19 protein-coding genes are annotated in these 21191 nt (G+C 62.3%); 9 read left to right on the top strand and 10 right to left on the bottom strand.

Annotated features, from left to right (window positions below; genetic code table 11):
- Positions 1–5: 5 nt before the first annotated feature.
- Positions 6–1010, top strand: coding sequence for a Gfo/Idh/MocA family protein (locus IB264_RS08010; protein ID WP_057222793.1), 1005 nt, complete (start codon positions 6–8; stop codon positions 1008–1010).
- A 161-nt stretch (positions 1011–1171) separates the two neighbouring features.
- Positions 1172–1534 carry a hypothetical protein gene (locus IB264_RS08005; protein ID WP_057222792.1) on the top strand — a complete coding sequence of 121 codons (363 nt, stop codon included), beginning with the start codon at positions 1172–1174 and terminating at the stop codon, positions 1532–1534.
- An 87-nt stretch (positions 1535–1621) separates the two neighbouring features.
- Here IB264_RS08005 and IB264_RS08000 read toward each other — a convergent pair whose 3' ends face one another.
- The 3 genes from IB264_RS08000 to IB264_RS07990 all read right to left on the bottom strand — a co-directional run bounded on the left by IB264_RS08000 (position 1622) and on the right by IB264_RS07990 (position 3202).
- A complete protein-coding gene (locus tag IB264_RS08000; RefSeq protein WP_057223359.1) occupies positions 1622–2107 on the bottom strand; it encodes a pyridoxamine 5'-phosphate oxidase family protein in 486 nt (161 codons plus the stop codon).
- Between the two features lie 131 nt (positions 2108–2238).
- Complete coding sequence (locus tag IB264_RS07995; RefSeq protein ID WP_057222791.1) at positions 2239–2841, bottom strand: hypothetical protein; 603 nt, start codon at positions 2839–2841, stop codon at positions 2239–2241.
- 46 nt (positions 2842–2887) lie between these two features.
- Positions 2888–3202 carry a PepSY domain-containing protein gene (locus IB264_RS07990; RefSeq protein ID WP_057222790.1) on the bottom strand — a complete coding sequence of 105 codons (315 nt, stop codon included), beginning with the start codon at positions 3200–3202 and terminating at the stop codon, positions 2888–2890.
- 389 nt (positions 3203–3591) lie between these two features.
- Between IB264_RS07990 and IB264_RS07985 the strand changes: the two genes are divergently transcribed.
- The 3 genes from IB264_RS07985 to IB264_RS07975 all read left to right on the top strand — a co-directional run bounded on the left by IB264_RS07985 (position 3592) and on the right by IB264_RS07975 (position 8111).
- Positions 3592–4773: a low temperature requirement protein A gene (locus IB264_RS07985; protein ID WP_057222789.1), complete on the top strand. Its 1182-nt coding sequence runs from the start codon at positions 3592–3594 to the stop codon at positions 4771–4773.
- Between the two features lie 104 nt (positions 4774–4877).
- Entirely contained in the window at positions 4878–6098 is a 1221-nt protein-coding gene (locus IB264_RS07980; protein ID WP_057209991.1) for an FAD-binding oxidoreductase, read from the top strand.
- 78 nt (positions 6099–6176) lie between these two features.
- Positions 6177–8111 (top strand): AI-2E family transporter, encoded by a 1935-nt coding sequence (locus IB264_RS07975; RefSeq protein WP_082571695.1) that lies wholly within the window; start codon positions 6177–6179, stop codon positions 8109–8111.
- A 413-nt stretch (positions 8112–8524) separates the two neighbouring features.
- On the opposite strand, the gene IB264_RS07970 is transcribed toward IB264_RS07975, so the two are convergent.
- Positions 8525–8671, bottom strand: a complete 147-nt coding sequence (locus IB264_RS07970; RefSeq protein ID WP_082571694.1) for a DUF1127 domain-containing protein — start codon at positions 8669–8671, stop codon at positions 8525–8527.
- Positions 8672–8941: 270 nt separating this feature from the next.
- The gene (locus IB264_RS07965) at positions 8942–9877 is read right to left on the bottom strand and encodes a LysR family transcriptional regulator (RefSeq protein ID WP_057209994.1); all 936 of its coding nucleotides are present in this window, start codon (positions 9875–9877) and stop codon (positions 8942–8944) included.
- Between the two features lie 199 nt (positions 9878–10076).
- On the opposite strand from IB264_RS07965, the gene IB264_RS07960 reads away from it, so the two are divergent.
- A complete protein-coding gene (locus IB264_RS07960; protein ID WP_025429413.1) occupies positions 10077–11771 on the top strand; it encodes a GMC family oxidoreductase in 1695 nt (564 codons plus the stop codon).
- A 94-nt stretch (positions 11772–11865) separates the two neighbouring features.
- Here IB264_RS07960 and IB264_RS07955 read toward each other — a convergent pair whose 3' ends face one another.
- The 3 genes from IB264_RS07955 to IB264_RS07945 form a co-directional block, all read right to left on the bottom strand.
- Positions 11866–12729 carry an alpha/beta fold hydrolase gene (locus tag IB264_RS07955; RefSeq protein ID WP_057223353.1) on the bottom strand — a complete coding sequence of 288 codons (864 nt, stop codon included), beginning with the start codon at positions 12727–12729 and terminating at the stop codon, positions 11866–11868.
- A 229-nt stretch (positions 12730–12958) separates the two neighbouring features.
- Entirely contained in the window at positions 12959–13798 is an 840-nt protein-coding gene (locus tag IB264_RS07950) for a type 1 glutamine amidotransferase domain-containing protein (protein ID WP_057223350.1), read from the bottom strand.
- Between the two features lie 41 nt (positions 13799–13839).
- The gene (locus IB264_RS07945; RefSeq protein WP_025429416.1) at positions 13840–14547 is read right to left on the bottom strand and encodes a type 1 glutamine amidotransferase domain-containing protein; all 708 of its coding nucleotides are present in this window, start codon (positions 14545–14547) and stop codon (positions 13840–13842) included.
- Positions 14548–14648: 101 nt separating this feature from the next.
- On the opposite strand from IB264_RS07945, the gene IB264_RS07940 reads away from it, so the two are divergent.
- Positions 14649–15554 (top strand): LysR family transcriptional regulator, encoded by a 906-nt coding sequence (locus IB264_RS07940; RefSeq protein WP_025429417.1) that lies wholly within the window; start codon positions 14649–14651, stop codon positions 15552–15554.
- Positions 15555–15707: 153 nt separating this feature from the next.
- Positions 15708–16388, top strand: coding sequence for a hypothetical protein (locus tag IB264_RS07935; RefSeq protein ID WP_025429418.1), 681 nt, complete (start codon positions 15708–15710; stop codon positions 16386–16388).
- Between the two features lie 24 nt (positions 16389–16412).
- Here the strand turns inward: IB264_RS07935 and IB264_RS07930 are convergent, their stop codons facing one another.
- Positions 16413–18482 carry a prolyl oligopeptidase family protein gene (locus IB264_RS07930; protein WP_057222786.1) on the bottom strand — a complete coding sequence of 690 codons (2070 nt, stop codon included), beginning with the start codon at positions 18480–18482 and terminating at the stop codon, positions 16413–16415.
- A 171-nt stretch (positions 18483–18653) separates the two neighbouring features.
- Complete coding sequence (locus tag IB264_RS07925) at positions 18654–19559, bottom strand: LysR family transcriptional regulator (RefSeq protein WP_025429420.1); 906 nt, start codon at positions 19557–19559, stop codon at positions 18654–18656.
- A 130-nt stretch (positions 19560–19689) separates the two neighbouring features.
- Here IB264_RS07925 and IB264_RS07920 point away from each other — a divergent pair, with 130 nt between their 5' ends.
- Positions 19690–21165, top strand: a complete 1476-nt coding sequence (locus IB264_RS07920) for an MFS transporter (RefSeq protein WP_025429421.1) — start codon at positions 19690–19692, stop codon at positions 21163–21165.
- Positions 21166–21191 lie beyond the last annotated feature (26 nt).

Here is a 21191-nt window from a genome sequence, read left to right as displayed (position 1 = left end):
GACAGATGCTGCGCTGGGGAATTCTTGGAACGAGCTTCATCTCCGACACGATGGCCGGGGCCATCTCTGCGAGCGACGGGTCCCGCATCGGAGCGGTGGCCGGGCGCGATCCGCAGCGGCTCTCGGATTTTGCCGGGCGACACGGCATCGCAAAGCACTATTCCGGCTACGACACGCTGCTCGATGACCCTGATATCGATGTCGTCTATATCGGCCTGCCCAACAACATGCATCATGAGGCGGTGATCCGCGCCGCGGAAAGGGGCAAGGCGGTTCTGTCGGAGAAGTCGCTGACCACGACGATGGCCGAGGCAGAGGCGCTGGCGCAGGCCGTGCGTGACCGCGGTATCTTCTTTCTCGAAGGCTTGATGTATCTCTGCCATCCGTTGATGGCCAAGGCCGGCGAAATCCTGCAGTCCGGCCGGCTCGGTGTGATCCGCTCGGTTTCCGGTCTCTACGCCGCCGATATCCGGAAGTTCGTGAACCCGATGGGCAAGGGGACGATTTTCAATCTCGGCTGCTACCCGGCCTCGCTTTTACATTACGTGATCCAGACGGCCTGCGGGCAGCATGCCTTTTCCAGTCGGTCGACCAGCGCCTTCGGAAATCTCTCGTCGCATGACGGCAATATCTGCGACGCAAGCCTGTTGGTTCGTTTCGACAATGGCGTTCTCGCCACGCTTCAGTCCACCGACAGCTTCGGCATGTCCTTCGCCTTTTCCATCCATGGAGAGCGCGGCGCCTTGCGGTTCCTCACCAATCCCTGGCTGCCGGTGGCTGGCGAAAATCGCCTGGAGCTTTGCGAATATGGCCGCGCTCCGGAAGAAATCGTCGTGCTTTCCGACCATGACGCCTTCGGCCATCAGGTGCGACTGGTGGAGAACTGCCTGAAGGCAGGACTGAAGGAAGCGCCACGCCCGGCACCACGGCTCGCCGATTCACTCGAGATCATGTCGTTGCTCTCCGCCTGGGACGAGCAGGCAAGGCTGTCATCGGCAAGTGGCGCATAGCATCCCCGCCCGCCGCAGCCTGTTTTCAGGCACACGCCATAAGGACGCACGACCCCACCAAAAATGATTGCGAGCGGACCTGGCGCGCCGTTTCAAACGTCATGGTTTGTGCGTATCAATTGCGGACCGCGCGAGGGGCGCGCGGCTTCCTTGGGGGACTTATGAAGAGATTGTTGCTCACCGCAGCGCTGTTTCTCGCCGCGGCCGCGGCCGGAAACGCCCAGACCGTCAACGCCGGAAAATACATCGTCGAAGGCACGAACCTGGATGGTTCCAGCTATTCCGGCACGGCCGAAATCACGCTTGCAAGCGAAACCACCTGCGTCATCGAATGGGACACGGCCGGCGTAAAATCGACCGGCGTCTGCATGCTCAACGGCAATGCCTTCGCCGCAGCCTATGTGCTCGGCGATGCCCTTGGCCTCATCGTCTACAAGGTCAACGGCGATGGCTCGCTTGATGGCACCTGGACGATCACCGGCAAGGATGGCAGCGGCACCGAAACGCTGACCGAGGCCAAGTAACCTTCGCGGCGGAATGCGCTCGGCTATCATGAAAACACCTGCAGTGGGTATCTGCCCGTTGCAGGTGTTTTGTTTTGGACAGGCAGTCTAGGAGAGCTCCACTTTCGCGGTTTTCTCCCTGTACTCTTCCTTTGGATCGCTGCCCAGGAGCAGCTTGATACCGGCAAACAGGCTGGTCTCATTGAGCCAGATTTCCGCTTCGCTCGGCTCGAAACGCAGCAGGGCCAGTTCGGGGTCGTCCTTTCCACCCTCGTACCAGGCGGCGATGTACTGGTTCCACAGCCGGTCGATAACAGTGCGGTCATTGTCGAGGCGAAGGCACCCGTGAACGGTCGCGAACAGTTCATGATCCTTGGATGCAAAAGCAAACATGGCGGGTGTGTTCGCGGCGACATTCTGGGCCACGACGGCACTCCTGACGGTGAAGAACCAGATCGGACCCTGCTCGCCCTCGATCTGCGCCGTCATCGGGCGCGTGTGCCCATGCTCTTTTTCGGACAAGCCAAGCATGACCGTCATGTCCGATTTCAATGTCTTCCAGAGTTTCTTCTTGAGTTCCTCGGGAGTTGCCACTGTCGTATCTCCTTGACGGTTCGACGCGCCGACGCCAATCGTTTCGACAACGGCCTGATTGGCGGTTGGGCGAAACAAAATCAGGGGCCGACCACTCGGCCGGCCGCCTGCTTCGCGATTGCTCGCACGGTCTAGCGGTTGGCGTAGCGCGCCCGCTGCTCTTCGACCTGCGTCGGGCTATAGGGATCGAGGGTCTCGTCGAACCTGCTCCAGCCTTCTTCGCGGTAAGCCGAACGGCGGTCTTCCACATCGACCCAGTTGGAGCGCTGAAGGATCGCCTCTGCCTGAGCAACGTCGTGGTCGGCGACGCGTGCCGTCACCAATGTGCCGCCGCGGCGGACACCCTCGGCATAAACATGGGCATCCTCTTCCGGCACGCCGGAATCCGTGAGCGCGCCAACAATGCCGCCCACAGCACCACCGGCAACTGCACCGGCGGCAGCTCCAGCAGCGGTCGCGGCAAGCCAGCCGGCCGCAACCACCGGACCGACGCCTGGGATTGCCATCAGCCCGAGGCCGGTCAGAAGACCGCCCGCGCCGCCGACCGCGGCGCCGATGCCTGCACCGGTGCCAGCACCTTCGGCAGCGCCCTCCGTGTCATCGACTTTATATCGGCCTTCTGCATTGCTCGCGACCATGCTGACATCACCATCGGGGATACCAGCGGCTTTCAGCGCGCGCACGGCTTCAGAAGCCTGATCATAGGTGTCGAAAAGTCCTGAAACAGTTTTCATGTCGATTTTTCCTTGAATGGATTTACTGAGATTTCTCGGCCAACAATCAGTTGGCGACGATGTTGCCCTGGTAGTCGAGTGCGACGGTCACGGGCTTTCCGTCCTTGGTGGCAGACGCCTGCCAGATACCCTTGTCATCCAGTTTCAATTCGCTGACGGCGGTGTAACCGCCTTCCTGCAGCCGGGCGCGTGCCTGCTCTTCGGTGAAGCTGTTGGCACCTTCGACAGGCGCTGTCGGATTGGTAGTGTCGGGCGTGGCGACTGCTGGCGTTTCAGCCTCCGGCGAAGGGGTCGGCGTCTGGGCGTAAGCACTAAGCGCGCTTGCGGCCAGAAAAGCTGTCGCGACAATTACTCGTTTCATTGTTGTCTCCTCGATGCGTCATTGAACGATGCTGGGACAACGCGAGTACTTGGCGATGGTTCCTGCCTCACATCAGAACAAATTGAAAATTGTTCAATCACCTTAACAGGTTACCGGCGCTGCGCACGCTCTCGATCGGGCACGACAAGGCCCGCCGGGATTGATGACAGCGCCAAGCCAAACGCCTCTCGCACAGGAAGGTTCAGTCCGTTGTTTGCAATTGGTGCCGGCAATGCGCAATGGTAGCAACCGCCTATCAGCAGGAGGCACTCGCTGACGCGAGCCGCGTGACGCCTCCTGCTCGTCCCAACAGGAAGCAGCCGTTGTTGAAATTCGCCAGCGCCCTAGTTCCCGTTCGAGTTTCGATCGGAACAGCATCGGCGACCTGAATGGCAAGCAATCATAAAGGGGATTGGATCAGGAAGGCGGATGCCGACCAGACACGGGCGAGTTTTCCCGAACTGTTCTTCGACCTCGTTTTCGTCTTCGCGCTCATTCAGCTCGCCCACAAGCTCGCATCCGATTTCAGTGCCACTGCCGTGATCGAGGCCGTCCTGCTGATCCTGGCGATCTGGTGGGTCTGGATCCACACGACATGGGTGACGAACCTGCTCGATACCGAAAAGGAGCCGGTCCGCCTGCTGCTGTTCGGCCTGATGTTTGCCGGCGTACTTCTGGCGATCGCCCTGCCCGAAGCCTTTGGCGACCAAGGACTGGTTTTTGCGGCGATCTACAGCGGTATGCAGATCTGTCGGTCGGCTTTCACGCTTTATGCCTTTCGCCACGCCGACAGGCGATCGTTCCTGACCTTCCTGCGCATCACGATCTGGATGCTGCTCTCCAGCGCCTTCTGGCTGTCCGGCGGGCTAATGGAGATCGAAGGGCGCCTTCTCCTATGGACGCTCGCCCTCCTTGTCGAATACGCGTCGCCGGCGCTCAGGTACTACGTGCCCTTTCTCGGCAAATCGCCCGACGAGACCTTGGATATATCCGGCGCGCACATGGCGGAACGTTGCGCGCTCTTCGTCATCATCTGCCTCGGTGAGACCATCTTGACCACCGGCCGCAATGCGACGGAGCACATGACGGATGATATGACCTTTGCCGTGTTCTGCAGTGCATTCCTCAGCACCGGCTTCATGTGGTGGATCTATTTCCACCACGGCCAGGAAAGGGCGGCATCCAAAGCCGAAGCGACATCACGGCCGGAGACCCTGGCGCTCAATCTATTCACCTACGGCCACCTGCCTGTCGTCGCCGGCATCATCCTGACGGCAGTCGGGGAGGACTTCAGCTTGTCTCACGCCGAAGAATCGAGCTCGCTGAAGCATGCGCTCGCCATGCTCGGCGGCCCGGCGCTTTTCCTCGGCGGCAACATCTGGATCAAGGCCGTCGCGACCCGCCAGTTCCCGGTCTCGCACATCGCCGGGCTCGTGCTTCTCGCCGTCGCGATCCTCATCGTGCCAATTGCCCCCAACTACATCGTTCAGGCCGCATCGACCGCAGTGCTGTTGATCGTGGCGCTTTGGGAATATCTTGCCCTGCGTCGCCTCGCTGCATCGACCGCCTGAGCAGGCGACTGCCTGAGCCACCCGCCAACCGCAACGGTCGCAATCAACCAGAGGAACTTAATCGGCTCCTGCGCATTCACGAATGCGCAGACCTGGAGGGGCACTTGCATTCACTGACCCGAAAACGGGCACTTCGGAAGTCCGAGCCGCTCTGGGCCGATACCCCACGCCATGCGGTGAGGACACAAAGGCGGCTCACCACCCATGATGTCGATGTGCTGATCGTCGGCGCCGGAATCAGCGGTGCGCTGATGGCGAATGCTCTGATTGGCCACAATCTGTCAGTGCTGATGGTCGATCGCCGAAAGCCGATAGGCGGCAGCAGCATGGCCAGCACCGCCATGATCCAGCACGAAATCGACGTGCCGCTGCATCGGTTGAACCGCTTGCGCGGAACCGCTGACGCCGCGCGCGTCTGGCAGCGCTCGGCGAAGGCGGTCGAGCATCTCGCATCGCTCGTCGACGCCCTGCAGATCGATTGCCATTTCGAGCGGAAGAACACGCTTTATCTCTCGGGCGCAAGCTATGGTTCGCGCGCACTTCAAGCGGAAGTGAGTGCCCGCGAGGCTGCAAGCCTCGCCGCAACGCTTCTGCCGCAAGACAAACTGCGCGCCAGGTTCGGTATCGACCGTACCGCGGCGATCGAGACGCATGTCTCCGCATCGGCCAATCCGGCCCAGTTGACCGCCGGCTTCCTCCGCCACGCACAGGCAAACGGCGTCCCCATCGTCGAGACGATCGAGATCACCGATATCAGGGAGGTTGAGGGCCGGAATGCCGTTGCGACGTCCGACGGCCGGATCATCCTAGCGACCCATGTGGTCTTCTGCACGGGCTATGAGTTTCTGAAAGCCGTCGCGAACAAGAAACATGCCATAGTCTCGACCTGGGCGATGGCGACCAGACCTCGTCATCCACGGCCGGAATGGCTCGACGACTATCTCGTCTGGGAGGGCGCCGACCCGTATCTCTATTTTCGCTCGACGCCCGACGGCCGCATCCTCGTCGGCGGCGAGGACGAGGAAAGCGACGATGCCTTCGAGGATCCGGCAAAGTTGAAGGGAAAGTCCGACATCCTGCGCGAAAAGCTCTCCGATCTGATCGGGATCAGGATCGGCGAGCCCGACTACCGTTGGGCCGCCGCCTTCGGTGTTACCGCTGAGGGTCTGCCGATGATCGGCCGCGTTCCCGGTATGCGCAACGCCTTCGCAACCATGGGCTATGGCGGCAACGGCATCACCTTCAGCCAAATCGCCGCCGAGATCATTTCGTCGAGCATCCTGGGGCATGCGGACCCGGACGCTTCGCTGTTTCCGTTCGTCTAGCGGTCGGCGTGGAAACAGCGCCGCATTTGCCGGCCGATCATTCGTGATAGCTTCTGATAAATCCTTGGGGAAATAGGCATGGGCAAGGCAATCGATCAAATCCGGGATCTCGGTGCGCCGCCCTCGATGCAGGGCGTGCGCCCGGCCATGCCCACGTCGCTGACGCTTGTAGGCGCCGCGGCCGTGCTTTACCTCGCGCGCGACGTCTTCCTCCCGATCGCCGTCGCGCTGCTCCTGACCTTCGCACTTGCGCCTGTCGTCGCGGCACTGCGCCGGATCGGCCTGCCACGGGCGTTTGCGGTGATCTCTACCGCGTTGATCACCTTTACCTTGATCGGCATTTTCAGTCTCATCGTCACACTGCAGGTTGCGGAACTTGCGAAGAACCTGCCTGCCTATCAATCCAACATCGTCATGAAGGTGAAGGACCTGAAGGAAGCCGGCTCCGAAAACGGCATCATCGATCGCATTGGCAACGTAGTCGAACGCATCAACCGCGAAATAGACCGCCCGACCACGGAGACGCCGACTAGCGTCGAAAGCCCGAAAAAAGATCCGCTGCTGGTCGAGATCTATTCTCGCGACAATCCGATCCAGGTCCTCACCAATATCATCGCGCCGCTGGTCGGCCCGGTAGCGATGGCCGGCCTTGTGGTGGTGGTCGTTATCTTCATGCTCTTGGAGCGGGAGGATCTGAGGGACCGGTTCATCCGGCTCGCCGGTTTCGGCGATCTGCATCGAACCACCGAGGGCCTGCAGGATGCCGGTAAGCGCGTCGGCCATTACCTGCTGATGCAGTTGATCGTCAACACCACCTATGGCCTGCCTGTCGCCATTGGCCTTTGGTTTATCGGCATACCCAACGCGATGCTGTGGGGCTTGCTGGCGATCGTCCTGCGCTTCGTGCCCTATGTCGGGCCGGTCATCGCCATGGTGCTGCCGCTGTTCCTGTCGGTGGCGGTCGACAGCGGCTGGTCCATGCTGCTGTGGACGGCCGGCCTGTTCGTTGCGATGGAATTGGTGATCAACAATGTGGTCGAGCCGATGCTCTACGGTTCCAAGACCGGTCTGTCGCCGCTGGCGATCATCGTTTCCGCGATTTTCTGGGCGTGGATCTGGGGGCCTGTCGGACTGATCCTGTCGACGCCGCTGACGGCCTGTCTCGTCGTTCTCGGCAAACATGTACCGCAATTCGAATTTCTGCAGGTGCTTTTCGGCAGCGATCCGGTGCTCGCGCCGCACGCGCGTCTCTATCAGCGGCTTCTGGCCGGCGATCCGGACGAAGCGACCGATCAGGCCGAGGAGATCCTCGAAGAAGAATACCTCGTTGACTACTACGGCGCGGTCGCCATGCCCGCCCTGGCTTTGGCGGAACAGGATCGCGCCCGCGGTGTCATGAGCGATGAGCAGCGGCTGCGCGTGGCTGCAAGCGGCATGTCGCTGGTCTCTAACCTCGAAGACATTGCGATCGAGGAAAGTAAGGATGATGAGAATGAGACCGCAGACACGGAAGGCGAACCGGCAAGCCAGCCCATTCCGGATGGCGAAGGCATGACCATCCTGTGCGTCGGCGGCCGGGGCGAGATCGACGATGTCTCCGCCGCGATGCTCGCTCAGGTGCTGCGCGCCGAAGGGGCCGCCGCAACGGCGTTGAGTTTTCACCAGATCGAACCGGCCAATATCCGCAAGCTCCAGACCGAAGCCGTCGACGCGATCGTCGTCTGCTTTCTCAACCGGGATTCGATCAAGCACGCCCGATTTGTCGTCCGCCGCCTCAAGCGGGTCAACACCAGGGCGAGGGTCGGCATCGTCATTTGGGACACTTCTGCCGATCGTGCAGCGGGCCAGCGCAAGGCAGATACAAGTGCGGAGCAAGTGGTGGGCGCCGACTTCGTTGCATCAGACATGACGACGGCGGCGATTGAGGCGCTGACGAAGCGGCCCTCGGTTCCGCTTGCAGCCCCCAGCAAGACCAAGGTTCGGCGACGACTGGTGCCGCAACAGACACAATGACGTCTTCAGCGCTGCTGGAGCGGGCCGGGCCTATCTGCTCGGAGAGGGGGGCAACCCGGTTCAGAAGACACAGAAGTCCTACATCAGGACGTGGACATTCCCTGCCAAATGGTCTTCGGTCTGGTGACGCCTGCTTTTTCTCAGGCCGACGTCGTCTGCGACGAGGCGTCGTTGATGAAACACGATCTCGGATGGCGCCAAGAAGATCGAATCGGCGAAGGAACTCAGCATGGCCAAGGATGCCATGGCAGCCAATGACATGGAGAAATGCAAGTCGCATATGGACAATGCGGTCAAGGGCAAGGACGCGATGGAACGCGATCAACTCCGTCCAACGATCGGTCAAAACACAAAAAACGCCCGCTCGGATCCGAGCGGGCGCTTCATGAAATCTTTGATGGTCTCAGGCGCGATTAGCGGCCGAAGGTATTGCGGGCAATGCTCGGGATGTCGGCGCGGTCGATGCCGAGGTCACGCAGTTCGCGCGTGGACATGCGGCCCAGTTCGGAGACCGTCTGCCGGTACTTGAGCCAGTTGTTGAAAGAGCGTGCTACGTTCATGATGATCCCCTTTCCGTGGGCTTTCGAAGCCTAGCTGCCAGTCCTTGGCGCTTCGTTCACTTCGATGAGGGATATATAGTCGATCACCCCCGCAGATAGCAGCGCTAAGACTTCACTCCACCCCTGCAAGCCGCGCATGGATCGTTGTGCCCCAGGGAACTGCAGAAGCCGAGCAGTTGAGCCCCCACGAATGGTCAAAGCGAGCGGCTGGCAGCGCTGAGCCAAAAGGGAACTCGGCCGGATCGCAAACCAGGGCGCCATGCCCGCCCCTCAATGATCCGTCCGCCATATCCTGTCGATGACCTCGAAAGCGAGCGCGACGTTGGGATCGGTGCGTCGGGGCCGAAGACAGACGAAGCCGAGTGTGGTTTCGAGTTTGACCCTGTCGGCGATGACGAGGCCGCTTGCCTGCTGTTCGCTGAGCGCGATCGACTCCCGGCAGAGGCTGAGACCAAGCCCCGTGCGAACCATGGCCAGCATCGACGCTTCCTGGTCGACGAGGGCGACGACGTTCTGCTTGAGGTTAAGTTCGCCGAGTTTTCTCGCAAGCAGCCGATGATGAACGGAGGCCGGCGGCGTTCCGATCCAGGGCAGCGCCGCAAGCTCGCTCCAGTCCCTTCCTGCGACGATACCGGCAAAGGCCGGCGGTGCGACGACACGATAGGTCAGCCTCGACAGCGGCTTGACGAAGAACTGCGCCTCGGCCTCCGCACTACGGACATCCGTGCTCGTGCCGAAATCATCGAGGTCGCCGAGAAAGAACCCGACATCGAGTTCGTTGCGCTTCAAACCGATCGCGACTTCACCGCTCATACCCTGGCGAAGGGTGGTTTCAATACCCGGCCCGCTTTCGACCAGGGCTTGGAGAAAGGCACCCAGCCTCGTGAATTCGGGGTCGATGATCGTTCCGATCCGCAGCTTGCCGCGAAGCTGCGCCGTCAGGTGCATCGCCGTCTGCCGGAACTCGGTCACCGACGCCAGCACCTGCTCGCCCTTGGCCGCCAGCAGCGCGCCGTCGCGCGTCAATTCGAGCCCGTTGGCGGTGCGATGGAACAGGGTGAGGCCCAATTCCTGCGACAGGCGCTTCACCTGCAGGCTGACGGCAGGCTGGGTCAGATGCAGCAGTTCGGACGCCCGCGTGACGTTGCCTTCCCGCGCCACCGTGACAAAAGCCCGCAACAATCGCAGATCCAGATGATCAGCCATATAAATATTCCTTATAATACTCAGGCGTATTTATCATTGGATTTCGTCATGCGGTAGCTTTTTACTGTCTTCTGGCGGATCGCAATGCCGCGATCGCTGACAAAAATTATAAAGGGTGGGATGATCTTCGGCCGATACGCGACCCTGCTCGCCGCGACCAGCCCATCGCCCTTTCGGCTGTGTTTGGAAAGTGCCTGCAATGAAGACCGACACCTCAACTGCTGATACCACCGTTTTCGACTATGTGGTCGTCGGCGCCGGCTCGGCCGGCTGCCTGCTTGCCAACCGCCTCAGCCGCGATCCCGGCAAACGGGTCCTGCTGATAGAGGCGGGCCGGCGCGACAACTATCCCTGGATCCATATCCCCGTCGGCTATCTCTATTGCATCGGCAACCCGCGCACCGACTGGCTCTACAAGACCGAGCCGGAAGCAGGATTGAACGGACGGTCGCTGCGCTATCCGCGCGGCAAGACGCTTGGCGGCTGCTCGTCGATCAACGGCATGATCTACATGCGCGGACAATCGCGTGACTATGAGAGCTGGGCGGCCCAGACCAATGATCGCGAGTGGTCCTGGGAGAATTCGCTCCAGGATTTCAAGGCCCATGAGGATCACTACCGGCTCGACGACGGTGCCGATCCCGTCACCGGCGACAACAGCCGGTTTTCCGACATGCATGGCCGCGGCGGCGAATGGCGGATCGAAAAACAGCGGCTGAAATGGGATATCCTGGAATCCTTTGCCGAGGCCGCGGTCCAGGCGGGCATTCCGCGCTCGGCCGATTTCAACAGCGGCGACAACGAGGGCGTCGGCTATTTCGAGGTCAATCAGAAGTCGGGCTGGCGATTGAACACCTCCAAGGCCTTCCTGCGGCCGGTGCGCCATCGCCGCAACCTGGTCGTCTGGACGGAGGCCGAAGTCGAAAAGCTGCTGATCGAAACGACAGCGGATGGCACCAAGCGCTGTACCGGTGTCTCGCTTTATCGCGGCCGCGACAAGGTGACCGTGCGGGCGACGAGCGAAGTCATTCTGTCGGCGGGGGCGATAGGCTCGCCGCAAATCCTGCAACTCTCAGGCATCGGACCGGCCGCGCTGTCGCATGCCATGGGTCTCTCCGTCGAACATGACCTGCCCGGCGTCGGCGAGAACCTGCAGGACCATCTGCAGATCCGCGCCGTCTTCAAGGTCAGGAATGCCAAGACGCTGAACACGCTGGCGAGCAATCTCGCCGGCAAGGCCCGGATCGGGCTCGAATATGTGTTGAAGCGCAGTGGACCGATGAGCATGTCGCCATCGCAACTTGGCGCCTTTTCCCGCTCCGACCCCGACCGCGCCCATGCCAATCTGGAATATCACGTGCAGCCGCTCAGCCTCGACGCCTTCGGCGAGCCGCTGCACAGCTTCCCGGCCTTCACCGCCAGCGTCTGCAATCTCAACCCGACGAGCCGCGGCCATGTGCGGATCCAGTCGCGCGACCGGGGCCAAGCGCCGGCCATTGCTCCGAACTATCTGAGCACGGACGAAGACCGCAAGATCGCCGCCGACAGTATCCGGCAGATCCGATCGATCGTCAGCCAGCCGGCGCTGGCACGATACGAACCGATCGAGTGGAAGCCTGGTATCGAGTTCCAAAGCGATGGCGAACTGGCGAAACTCGCCGGCGATATCGCCAACACCATCTTTCACCCCGTCGGCACCGCCAGGATGGGCGCCAAGGACGACGGTCTAGCCGTCGTCGACAGCCGGCTTCGGGTTCGGGGGATTGGGGGACTGCGGGTGGTCGATGCCAGCGTGATGCCGACCATTACCAGCGGCAACACCAGCGCGCCGACAATGATGATCGCGGAGAAAGCCGCGCGCTGGATCATCGGCGACGCACAAAGGCGAGCCTAACCGGGAGCGTTCGGACGGCCCCCCCATGACGACAGCTGCACGCAACACATTACCAACCGGCCTCGCCTGAGAAGACGAGGCGGGTTGGTGATTTCTACTGGAACATGCCCTTCGGCGTCTCGCCCTTGAAGAACGGCACGATCAAGGCCTCCAGCAGCTCCGGCTGGCCGATGACGGCGGTGTGCGAGGTCGCCGGCAGGATGGCAAGGCGCGAAGCCGGCAGCGGTTTGCCCATGTCGCCCATGCCGCCACCACCGAGCAGCCGGAACATCGCCACCGTATGTTCCAGTGTCGCGACATCGGCATCGCCGGCGATGATCAGCACCGGGGTCTTCAATGCCTTCACGTCCTTTTCCCACGCCATCGGCTCTTTCTCGAGCGCGATCAGCTTGGCGACGAGCGCCGGGAAGCCGTCCGGATTGGCGGCGAGCTTGCGGTAGTCGTCCGCAAACGGCATGCCGACGAACATCTCCACCGTCATCTGCGGGATGAATGCCTTGAATTCCGGTTGCCAGCCCTCGGCATCATAGCCGACGGAAGCCGCCGCCAGCTTGTTGACCTTGTCCGGATGGCGGATGGCGAGCTGCAGCCCGGCGGCCGCGCCCATGGAGTAGCCGAACACATCCGCCTTCTTGACGCCGACGGCATCCATGAACGCCGCCACGTCGTCGGCCAGGTTCGGATAGGTGATCGGCCGGTCGAAGTCGGTGGTGCGCCCATGCCCCTGGAACTCGATCGCGTAGACCTTGTTGGTCTCGGCGAGCTTGGGAATGATCGCCCCCATGGACGGAATATTCATATAGGCGCCGTGCAGGACGATGAGCGGCTCGCCCTCGCCGGACACTTCGTAATACATCTTCATGCCGTTGACTTCGACCCGCTCGCCAACCGGCTGGCCATCGGCAAGTGCCGGCCCGGCAATGAGCAAGGCTGCTGCGATAAGGGCAGTACGAAACATCATCTCTTTCCTCGCGGTTTCACGCGTTTTCGCAACGCTGACAATAAGACGAGCGAAATCTTCGCGAGCCGACATCGCCTTGCATTTTTTTGTCGCAATCGCACGCGAGCGTCAAACGGTCCTTAATGGGGAGCGGCTTGGGTTGAGGACGCATGGTTCGACGGCACCGAAAAACCTCGCCGTCCCAGGGGATGGCGAGGTCGACTTTCCGTTCATGACGATGCCGGCGTTATTTCAGCCGTTCGACAAGCATTTCACCAACCTGCAAGGCAGAGCCCGGATTTTGCCCGGTGATCAGTTCGCGGTCGACCACCACATTTGCCTGCCAGGGCGCCGCGTTGCTCTCATATTTTCCACCCGCCGCTTCGAGCGCCGCCTGCGGATAGAACTTCATCGCACCGCCATCGAGCAGGCCCTTCGCAAGTTCCTCCTCCTGGTTGCTGATGACGGTCATGCGGTAGCCCGAATAGATCCATGTGGGTCGATCGGGCTGTTGCGAGGCTTCGAGCTGGTCCGTAAATGCCTTTGCCTCCGCCAGTGTCGAAAGCAGCGCGATCGGGCCGTGGCAAACCAAAGCCGTGATCTTGCCGTTCTCGTGGAAATAGGCGAGCAGCTGCCCAAGCTGCCTGTCGTGCAGTAGATCCTGCATCGGCGCGTGGCCGCCGGGGATGTAGACGGCATCGAAGGTCGCATAGCCGATCTGAGCGACGCGAGCGAGACCGATCACCGGCGATTTTTCCGGCGAGGTGATGGCCAGTTCGTCGAGCAGGCCCTGATAGACTTTCATCTGATCGGCACTGCCGCCGAAATAGGCCGGGTCCACGGATGTCCTGTCGACCGTCGGCACTTGCCCCCCAGGCGTGGCGAAGGTGATCTCGTGGCCGGCCTCCAGCAGTAGCTTCACCGGCTGCATCAATTCATTGAGATAAAAGCCAGTCGGGAATAACTTGCCGTCCTTGAGATCGAGATGGTCGGAGCCGGAAAGCACCACAAGAACCTTTGCGGCATTTGCGTCGGCAGTTGCAAAGGTGAGCGCGAGCGCGGCAGCAAGGCCACGCAGCCATTTCATCGGGTTGGTCATGATTGTCACTTTCTAAGTCGGAAGCTGCGTCAGTTTGTCTGGCCGGCAAGCAGCAGATCGCGCATGGCTTCGCCGACGCCATGGGCCGATTGCGGGTTTTGGCCGGTCACCAGCCGTCCATCCACCACGACATTGGACGTCCAGTCGGGAGCGGGTTGGTGGCGGGCGCCGCGCGCCGAAAGCGTGCTTGCCAACAGGAACGGCACGACGTCTTCGAGACCGACGGCGCGCTCCTCATCATCGGTAAAGGCACTGACATTCCGGCCCGCGACCAAATAACGGCCGTCACTGAGCTTTGCGTTCACGAGCGCCGAGGGACCGTGGCAGACGGCTCCGACCACGCCTCCCGCCTCATAGATCTCGCGGATCGCGGCTTGCGCCTCGAGGCTTTCGGGAAAGTCCCACATGGTTCCGTGGCCGCCGGCAAAGAAGATCGCCTGATAGCGGGACGGGACGATATCGGCGATGCGCGTTGTCGCCGCGACAGCAGCGCGAAAGCGCGGATCGGCCCAATAGCGTGCATTGATCTCGTCCTTGAGGTCGAGACCGTCGACCGGCGGCTCACCGCCTGCCACCGAGGCGAACTCTACCGAGATGCCCGCCGCCTCGAGCACGGCAAGCGGGTGCGTGACCTCGCCGAGAAAATACCCGGTCGGCTCACCCGTCTTTCCCTTGGTGGCGTGGCTCGTCAATACGAACAGTACGGGCTTTGTCAGCCCTTGGTCAGAAGCCGGCATCAGATCACCTCTTGGTTTCGCTGGTCTGGCAGGACTTTATTATCCCCACCGGAGGCGATAAATGATCTCAACTTCAATTCATTTGTTCTCCGGAGACAAAGATGCCCCGTCGTTTCGATTACCTCGCCGATGTCGAAGTGTTCGTGGCGGTGGCCGAGCACGGCTCGTTGACGGCCGGCGCCATCGCCCTTGGTACGACACCCTCCGTCGTCAGCCGCGCCATCTCGAGGCTTGAAGCGCGGCTCGGCAGCCAGCTCCTGCGCCGCACCACGAGGCGCATCGGTCTCACCCACGACGGACAGCATTTTCTCGACCAGGCGCGCTCCGCCTTCTCGACCATCGACGACGCCGAGCGCGCGATTCAGGGCGGCAGCGGCCAGATCGCCGGCCGCATCCGCCTCAGCGTGCCGACCACATACGGGCACTTCCGCCTGCCGCCGCAACTCTGCCGGTTCCGCGCGCTCCATCCCAAGGTCGAGGTCGAGCTCAACATTACCAACCGCAACGTCGACCTGGTTGCCGAAGGCTTCGATCTCGCCATCCGCATGGGTCAGTTGCCGGACAGTGGCCTTGTTGCCCGCAAGATCGAGGACGGGGCGATGTGCCTTGTCGCCGCGCCCGACTATGTCGCCCGTCGCGGTACCCCTCAGAGCATCGCCGATCTCGATCGTCACGACTGCGTGCCCTTCGTCATGCCGAGCACCGGTAGGTTCGCGCCCTGGATGTTCCATGACAACGGCCAGGATCTCGACTGGGCGCCCTCATCCGGCGGGCTTCAGGTGAGCGATGACGTGCTCGGCGTGGTGTCGATGGCCGAGCAAGGCGCCGGCATTTGCCAGACCTATGATTTTGTCGTCGAGCGCTCCATCCGGCAGGGGAGACTAATCGAGCTGCTGCCGCAGCTGAACGGGCGAACGCGATCGATCTCGATCGTCTACGCTCCCAATCGCCGGCTTTCCGCCGCGTCCCGCGCACTGATCGACGTCTTGGGCGAACGGCAAAGCTGACGGCGAAAGTGTTCGGGGCGTTGCGCGGTCCAATACAATTTATCCGACCACATCTTCCCAGACACACCCAAAGTCACAAAACTGTCACAAACAAAGGGCCGGATCGCCCGCGTTCAGTTCCGATTTGCCACAACAATGCGAGGACGAGACGCCATGAATGCCAAGGCACAGACGCATTCGCCGCCGGCCGAGGCCGGCAGATGGCATCGATCGGAAGCCGGCACGATCATCGCCGTCATCCTCGTTTCGGTCGCCATTCTCGCGTCCCTTGTGGTCGCCGACCGGGTCTTCGGCATCGACTATTACGACCTCGTGCGCGACCCGAACGCCATCGCCCGCAACCCCGGCTATTTCGGCATCGTCTCGAATATCGGGGTTATCTTCTGGATCGTCGGCGCGGCCGCAGCTCTTCAGGCTTTTGCGGCGACAAGGGCGGCCGAAGGGACCACGCCTCTCAGGCGAACGCTGCTTGCCGGTGGGCTCTTTGCAGCCCTGATGGGTATCGACGATTTCCTCATGCTGCATGAGGCGGTCGCGACCACGGGCATCCCGGAAGAAGTCGTCCTCGTGCCGCACATGCTCGTGCTTTGCGCCCTGTGCTACTGCGCCTACACGGTTCGGGCAGCAACGCCGCGACTGCTGCTCGTCGGCTCGGTCCTGTCGATGGGCCTGTCCTTCGCCGCCGATATGGCCCCGATCCATGTCGGCGGGGCCACCTTCTTCGAGGAGGCTTTCAAGCTGGTCGGCATCCTGTTCCTGAGCGCCTATCTCGTCACCATCAGCCACCAGGCGCTGCAGCATGGCGGGGCGTCGCGGCACCCAGCCATCGGATAGCAGCCTGTATGGGCTGAGCCACGGTCACGTCGTTCCACCGCTCAATGCCTGCTCAAGGAAGATGTACTTCATTGCCGTCTGGGCCGCCTGGATCCGGCGGTCGCCGCGCCCGCCGTGGCCGCCTTCCGTTTCCTCGAAGAACAGCGCGTTGGCATGGCCGGCGGCCTGCAGCCGTGCTGCCATCTTGCGTGCGTGGCCGGGATGCACCCGGTCGTCGGCGGTCGACGTCGTAAGCAGCACCGGTGGATAATCGGCGTCATCAGCGACGTGTTGGTAGGGAGAATAGGTCGCCAGCCAGGCCGCTTCCTCGGGCTTGGACGGATCGCCATATTCGGCCATCCAGGATGCTCCGGGCGGCAATTCCGTATAGCGCAGCATGTCGAGCAACGGCACTTCAATGAGCACCGCACCGAAAAGCTCGGGCCGCTGGGTCAGGGAAACGCCCGTCAGCAAGCCGCCGTTCGACCCACCTTGAATGCCGAGCATGGCAGGGGTCGAAATCCCGCGCCGCACCAGATCTTCGGCAACGGCGGCAAAATCGTCGAACGCGTTCTGCCGCTTGTCCTTAAGTGCTGCCTGATGCCATCGCGGACCGAACTCGCCGCCACCACGGATGTTGGCCTGGACATAGGCGTAGCCCTTTTCAAGCCAGAGCTTGCCGCGTACGCCGGCGTAGCCGGGCAGAAGCGGGACTTCGAAGCCGCCATAGCCGTAGAGCAATGCCGGCACCGGCTTTTGCTGGTCGCGACGCCGAACGACAAAATAGGGAACGAGGGTGCCATCCCTCGAGCGTGCCTCGAACTGCTCCGATATCAGCTCTGACGCATCGAAACGCGCCGGCTGCGCCTTGACTGTCGCCAGCGTCTCGCCGTCATCGTCAGACCAGATGATCGAGCTCGGCGTCAGAAAATCGGTGAAGGAGAACGAGACGCTTGAGCCGAACTGATTGATATGGCTGATGCCGACATTGCCGTTTTCGGGCAGAGCGAGCGGTGTGAGCGACCACCCCCCTTCGCCGCGTTCGGCAAACACCACGCGGCCGCGCACATTGTCCATCAGGCTGATGAACAGGCGGTCGCGCGTGCTGGCGACATGCGCAATCGAAACACGCTCTGCGGGCGGCAGCACCGTTTCGATGGCGCCGAGTTCACCCGTTTCCAGCCAGCGCTTGAAATCGAAGGCGTAGAGCCCGTCCGGCAGACATGCCACGCCACCGGGCGCGGACCAGACGCTGCGCACCGCGAAGACGATCTGGCCTTTCAGAATTGCGATGTCGGCGACGTCGTCCGGCAGCGGTAGCCGCCGTTTTTCTCCCGAAGCCAGCCTGACGAAATGATGGCCGGAATAGAAATCGATCGTCCTTGTCAGCAGCAGGTACTGCGCGTCGCCATCGAATTCGAGCGAGCCGCCGACAGCAAGATCCTCGACCTGCCCTTCGAAGATCGGCACCGCCTCGCTGAGATCCGTGCCCCGCTTCCACAGCTTCACGACGCGCGGATAGCCGGATTGCGTGCGTTCTTCCTCCTCGAAGGCGGCCGCAACGATGACCGTGTTGATGTCGAGCCAGCTGAAATTTGATTTCGAAACGGGTGCACGGAACCCGCCCTCGACAAAGCTGTCGGTTTCGATGTCGAACTCGCGCATCTCGCTGGCGTCGCCGCCATCGGGCGACAGGCTCAGGAGGCAACGGTCGAAATCCGGATAGAGGCGGCGCGCGCCGCTGAACACCCATTTGACGCCTTCCTTTTGCGAAAGCGCGTCGAAGTCGATGATCGTTTGCCAATCCGGCTTTTCGGTCTTGTAGGAAGCCACAGTGGTGCGGCGCCAGAGGCCAAGCACGTTGGCCTTGTCCTGCCAGAAATTGTAGACATGGCCGCGCAGTTCATAGCCGACGGCGATGTTGTCCTCTGCGGTCATCAGCTCCAGCGCCGTTTCGAACCGCGCCTGATAGGAAGGATCGCCTTGCAGCCTCTCTTTCGTCAGCCCGTTCTGGCGATGCACCCAGTCGAGCGCGGGCTTGGATGTCCTATCCTCCAGCCAAAGGAGCGGGTCTTCGGCAGGTGTCGAAAGCTGAGGGGCAACGGACTTGGTCATGAAATCTCCAGCGACAATATCAGCGAGGCAATCGGGACGTGTAGCAGCGGTATATGTTGTCTCATCACCTGGCTTTGCAATGCCAAAGGTCGATTAGCGGCGTGGCCATGTTGGGGAGGCGCGGCTTGCCGATAGGCCACTTTGAAAGTCCTGTGATCCCAACGCAGTTGTTTACCGATCGGCAAGCTGGGCCAGGCAGACCTCGCGAACGCAGGCACGGAGCCAACGGTGCGCCGGATCGGCATCAAGCCGCGGGTGCCAGAGCATTGAGACGGTAACCTCAGGCACCGGAACTGGCAGAGGGAAACTGTGCATGCCGGCGCGCAGGTTTCCCGTATGCCGTTCAGGGACGCTGGCGATAAGGTCCGATCCGCGCGCAAGTGCGAGCGCCGCCGAGAAGCCCCCGACCGTGGTGACGATCTGTCGCTTGAGCCCAAGCTTTTCCAGGGCGTCGTCGATCGGCCCCCTGTCGAGACCACGCCGGGAGACGAGCACATGCCGGCCGCCGGCATAGCCGGCTGCGGTCAGCGGGCCGAGGCTCAAGGGGTGCTCCCGGCGCACGACACCGATGAAGCGATCCCGGAACAGCGCCTGCGTTTGCACTTCGGGGCCGGTCGCAGGCCCGATCACACCGGTTTCCAGATCGACGCTGCCGTCGCGCAACGCGCCGCTTTCCTTGTTCGGCTTTGGCAGAAAGCGCAGGCGGACGCCGGGCGCTTCATCGCCGATGCGCCTGAGAAGGTCCGGACCGAAATTCTCCACGAACCCCTCACTCGTCCTAATCGTGAAGGTGCGCGTGAGCTGGCCGACCTCGAGCATTTCGGCCGGGCGCAGGACCGCTTCGGCTTCATCGACGAGTTGACCGACACGCTCGCGCAGTTCCAGTGCCCGCGGTGTCGGAACGAGGCCGCGCCCGGCGCGCACCAGAATCGGATCGCCCGTCACCGCCCTGAGCCGAGCAAGCGCCCGGCTCATCGCCGAAGGGCTGAGCCGCAGACGCTCGGCGGCGCGCGCGACGCTGCCTTCCGCAAGCAGAACATCGAGGGTGACCAGCAGATTGAGATCGGGTTTCGACATTCGCTTGGTATAGCGCAGTTTGATCGGGATGTGGCGCCTGATGCATGAATAAAGTGCAAATCATGCGCCTTCCGCCATGTCACGCAGACGCCTAGGCTTCTGGCAGCTCCATTTCGGAGATTGCCAACAGATGGAGCTTGTCTTGAAGCGCGATATTGCAGTACCCGCCGAGCCAAATGTCGGAGCCATTGGACGGACGCGTTCGGTCCGATGGGCGCTGGCCAGCCTGTCGCTCTCCATGTTGTTGTCGGCGCTTGGCACCAGCATCGCCAATGTCGGCCTGCCGACGCTGGCCAGCACCTTTGATGCGCCGTTCCAGGACGTGCAATGGGTGGTGCTTGCCTATCTGCTCGCCATCACCGCGTTGATCGTCGGCGTCGGCCGGCTCGGCGACATCGTCGGCCGACGCCGACTGCTGCTCGGTGGCGTCGCATTCTTTACGCTTGCCTCGGGCCTAAGCGGCTTCGCCCCGACGCTCTGGCTGCTGATAACCGCCCGCGCGGCGCAGGGGCTCGGCGCGGCAATCATGATGGCACTGACCATGGCTTTCGTCGCCGAGACGGTGCCGAAGGCACGCACCGGCAGCGCCATGGGGCTGCTCGGAATGATGTCCGCGATCGGCACTGCGCTCGGGCCATCGCTCGGCGGCGCGCTGATCACCGGCTTCGGCTGGCGCGCACTTTTCCTCGTCAATGTGCCGCTCGGTTTCCTCACATATGTGCTTGCGCATCGCCATCTGCCTGCCGACCGCCAAGGGACGACGCCCACCCCTGCCCGCTTCGATGTGCCAGGCACCGTCGTGCTGGCATTGACGCTGGCGGCCTACGCGCTTGCCATGACCATCGGCCGCGGCCAATTCGGCCCGCTCAATATCGTTCTGCTGCTGGCCGTGGCCCTGGGCGTCGCGGCTTTTGCAATGGTCGAAACGAAGGTCGCATCCCCGTTGATACACTTGGCGATGTTTGGCGATCCGGCCTTGAGCACGAGCCTGATCAGCAATGCGCTGGTCTCGACGGTGATGATGACGACTTTGGTTGTCGGTCCCTTCTATCTCACGCGCGCCCTTGGCCTCGATCCGGCAGCGATTGGGCTGGTGATGTCGGTCGGTCCGGTGGTGGCGGCATTGAGCGGCATACCGGCGGGCCGCTTCGTCGACCGGTTCGGCGCGCGACCGGTGATGATGGCCGGACTTGCGGCAATCGCGGCCGGCGCCGCAGCACTCTCCATCCTGCCGGCAACATTCGCCATCCCGGGCTACCTCGCGCCCATCGTCGTCGTCACCGCCGGCTATGCTCTCTTCCAGGCGGCCAACAACACCGCCGTCATGGCGGACGTGCCGCCGGATCGCCGCGGCGTCATCTCGGGCATGCTCAACCTGTCGCGCAACCTGGGGCTCGTCACCGGCGCATCCGTCATGGGCGCCGTCTTCGCCTTGGCATCGGCGGCATCCGACATCGCCACGGCACCAACCGAGGCCGTCGCGTCAGGCATGCGGGTCACCTTCGCTGTCGCGGCGGGCCTCATTCTCCTGGCGGTCGTCATCGCTCTTGCGGGTCGCGTGCTCGTGGCTCGCTTGGCGTTGCCGAACGACGCACGGGAGCGCTGACGGTGGTGAAAGTCCAGCGCCTTGCC

This window comes from Ensifer sp. ENS11, from assembly GCF_014851895.1.
Taxonomy (GTDB): Bacteria; Pseudomonadota; Alphaproteobacteria; order Rhizobiales; family Rhizobiaceae; genus Ensifer; species Ensifer canadensis.
This window is presented reverse-complemented; position numbering and strand designations above follow the sequence as displayed.

Bases quoted from the DNA above. Each gene is read 5' to 3' on its own strand.
- IB264_RS08010 (WP_057222793.1), top strand. From the start codon at position 6: ATGCTGCGCTGGGGAATTCTTGGAACGAGCTTCATCTCCGACACGATG.
- IB264_RS08005 (WP_057222792.1), top strand. From the start codon at position 1,172: ATGAAGAGATTGTTGCTCACCGCAGCGCTGTTTCTCGCCGCGGCCGCG.
- IB264_RS07995 (WP_057222791.1), bottom strand. From the start codon at position 2,841: ATGAAAACTGTTTCAGGACTTTTCGACACCTATGATCAGGCTTCTGAA.
- IB264_RS07990 (WP_057222790.1), bottom strand. From the start codon at position 3,202: ATGAAACGAGTAATTGTCGCGACAGCTTTTCTGGCCGCAAGCGCGCTT.
- IB264_RS07985 (WP_057222789.1), top strand. From the start codon at position 3,592: ATGGCAAGCAATCATAAAGGGGATTGGATCAGGAAGGCGGATGCCGAC.
- IB264_RS07975 (WP_082571695.1), top strand. From the start codon at position 6,177: ATGGGCAAGGCAATCGATCAAATCCGGGATCTCGGTGCGCCGCCCTCG.
- IB264_RS07970 (WP_082571694.1), bottom strand. From the start codon at position 8,671: ATGAACGTAGCACGCTCTTTCAACAACTGGCTCAAGTACCGGCAGACG.
- IB264_RS07965 (WP_057209994.1), bottom strand. From the start codon at position 9,877: ATGGCTGATCATCTGGATCTGCGATTGTTGCGGGCTTTTGTCACGGTG.
- IB264_RS07960 (WP_025429413.1), top strand. From the start codon at position 10,077: ATGAAGACCGACACCTCAACTGCTGATACCACCGTTTTCGACTATGTG.
- IB264_RS07955 (WP_057223353.1), bottom strand. From the start codon at position 12,729: ATGTTTCGTACTGCCCTTATCGCAGCAGCCTTGCTCATTGCCGGGCCG.
- IB264_RS07950 (WP_057223350.1), bottom strand. From the start codon at position 13,798: ATGAAATGGCTGCGTGGCCTTGCTGCCGCGCTCGCGCTCACCTTTGCA.
- IB264_RS07945 (WP_025429416.1), bottom strand. From the start codon at position 14,547: ATGCCGGCTTCTGACCAAGGGCTGACAAAGCCCGTACTGTTCGTATTG.
- IB264_RS07940 (WP_025429417.1), top strand. From the start codon at position 14,649: ATGCCCCGTCGTTTCGATTACCTCGCCGATGTCGAAGTGTTCGTGGCG.
- IB264_RS07935 (WP_025429418.1), top strand. From the start codon at position 15,708: ATGAATGCCAAGGCACAGACGCATTCGCCGCCGGCCGAGGCCGGCAGA.
- IB264_RS07930 (WP_057222786.1), bottom strand. From the start codon at position 18,482: ATGACCAAGTCCGTTGCCCCTCAGCTTTCGACACCTGCCGAAGACCCG.
- IB264_RS07925 (WP_025429420.1), bottom strand. From the start codon at position 19,559: ATGTCGAAACCCGATCTCAATCTGCTGGTCACCCTCGATGTTCTGCTT.
- IB264_RS07920 (WP_025429421.1), top strand. From the start codon at position 19,690: ATGGAGCTTGTCTTGAAGCGCGATATTGCAGTACCCGCCGAGCCAAAT.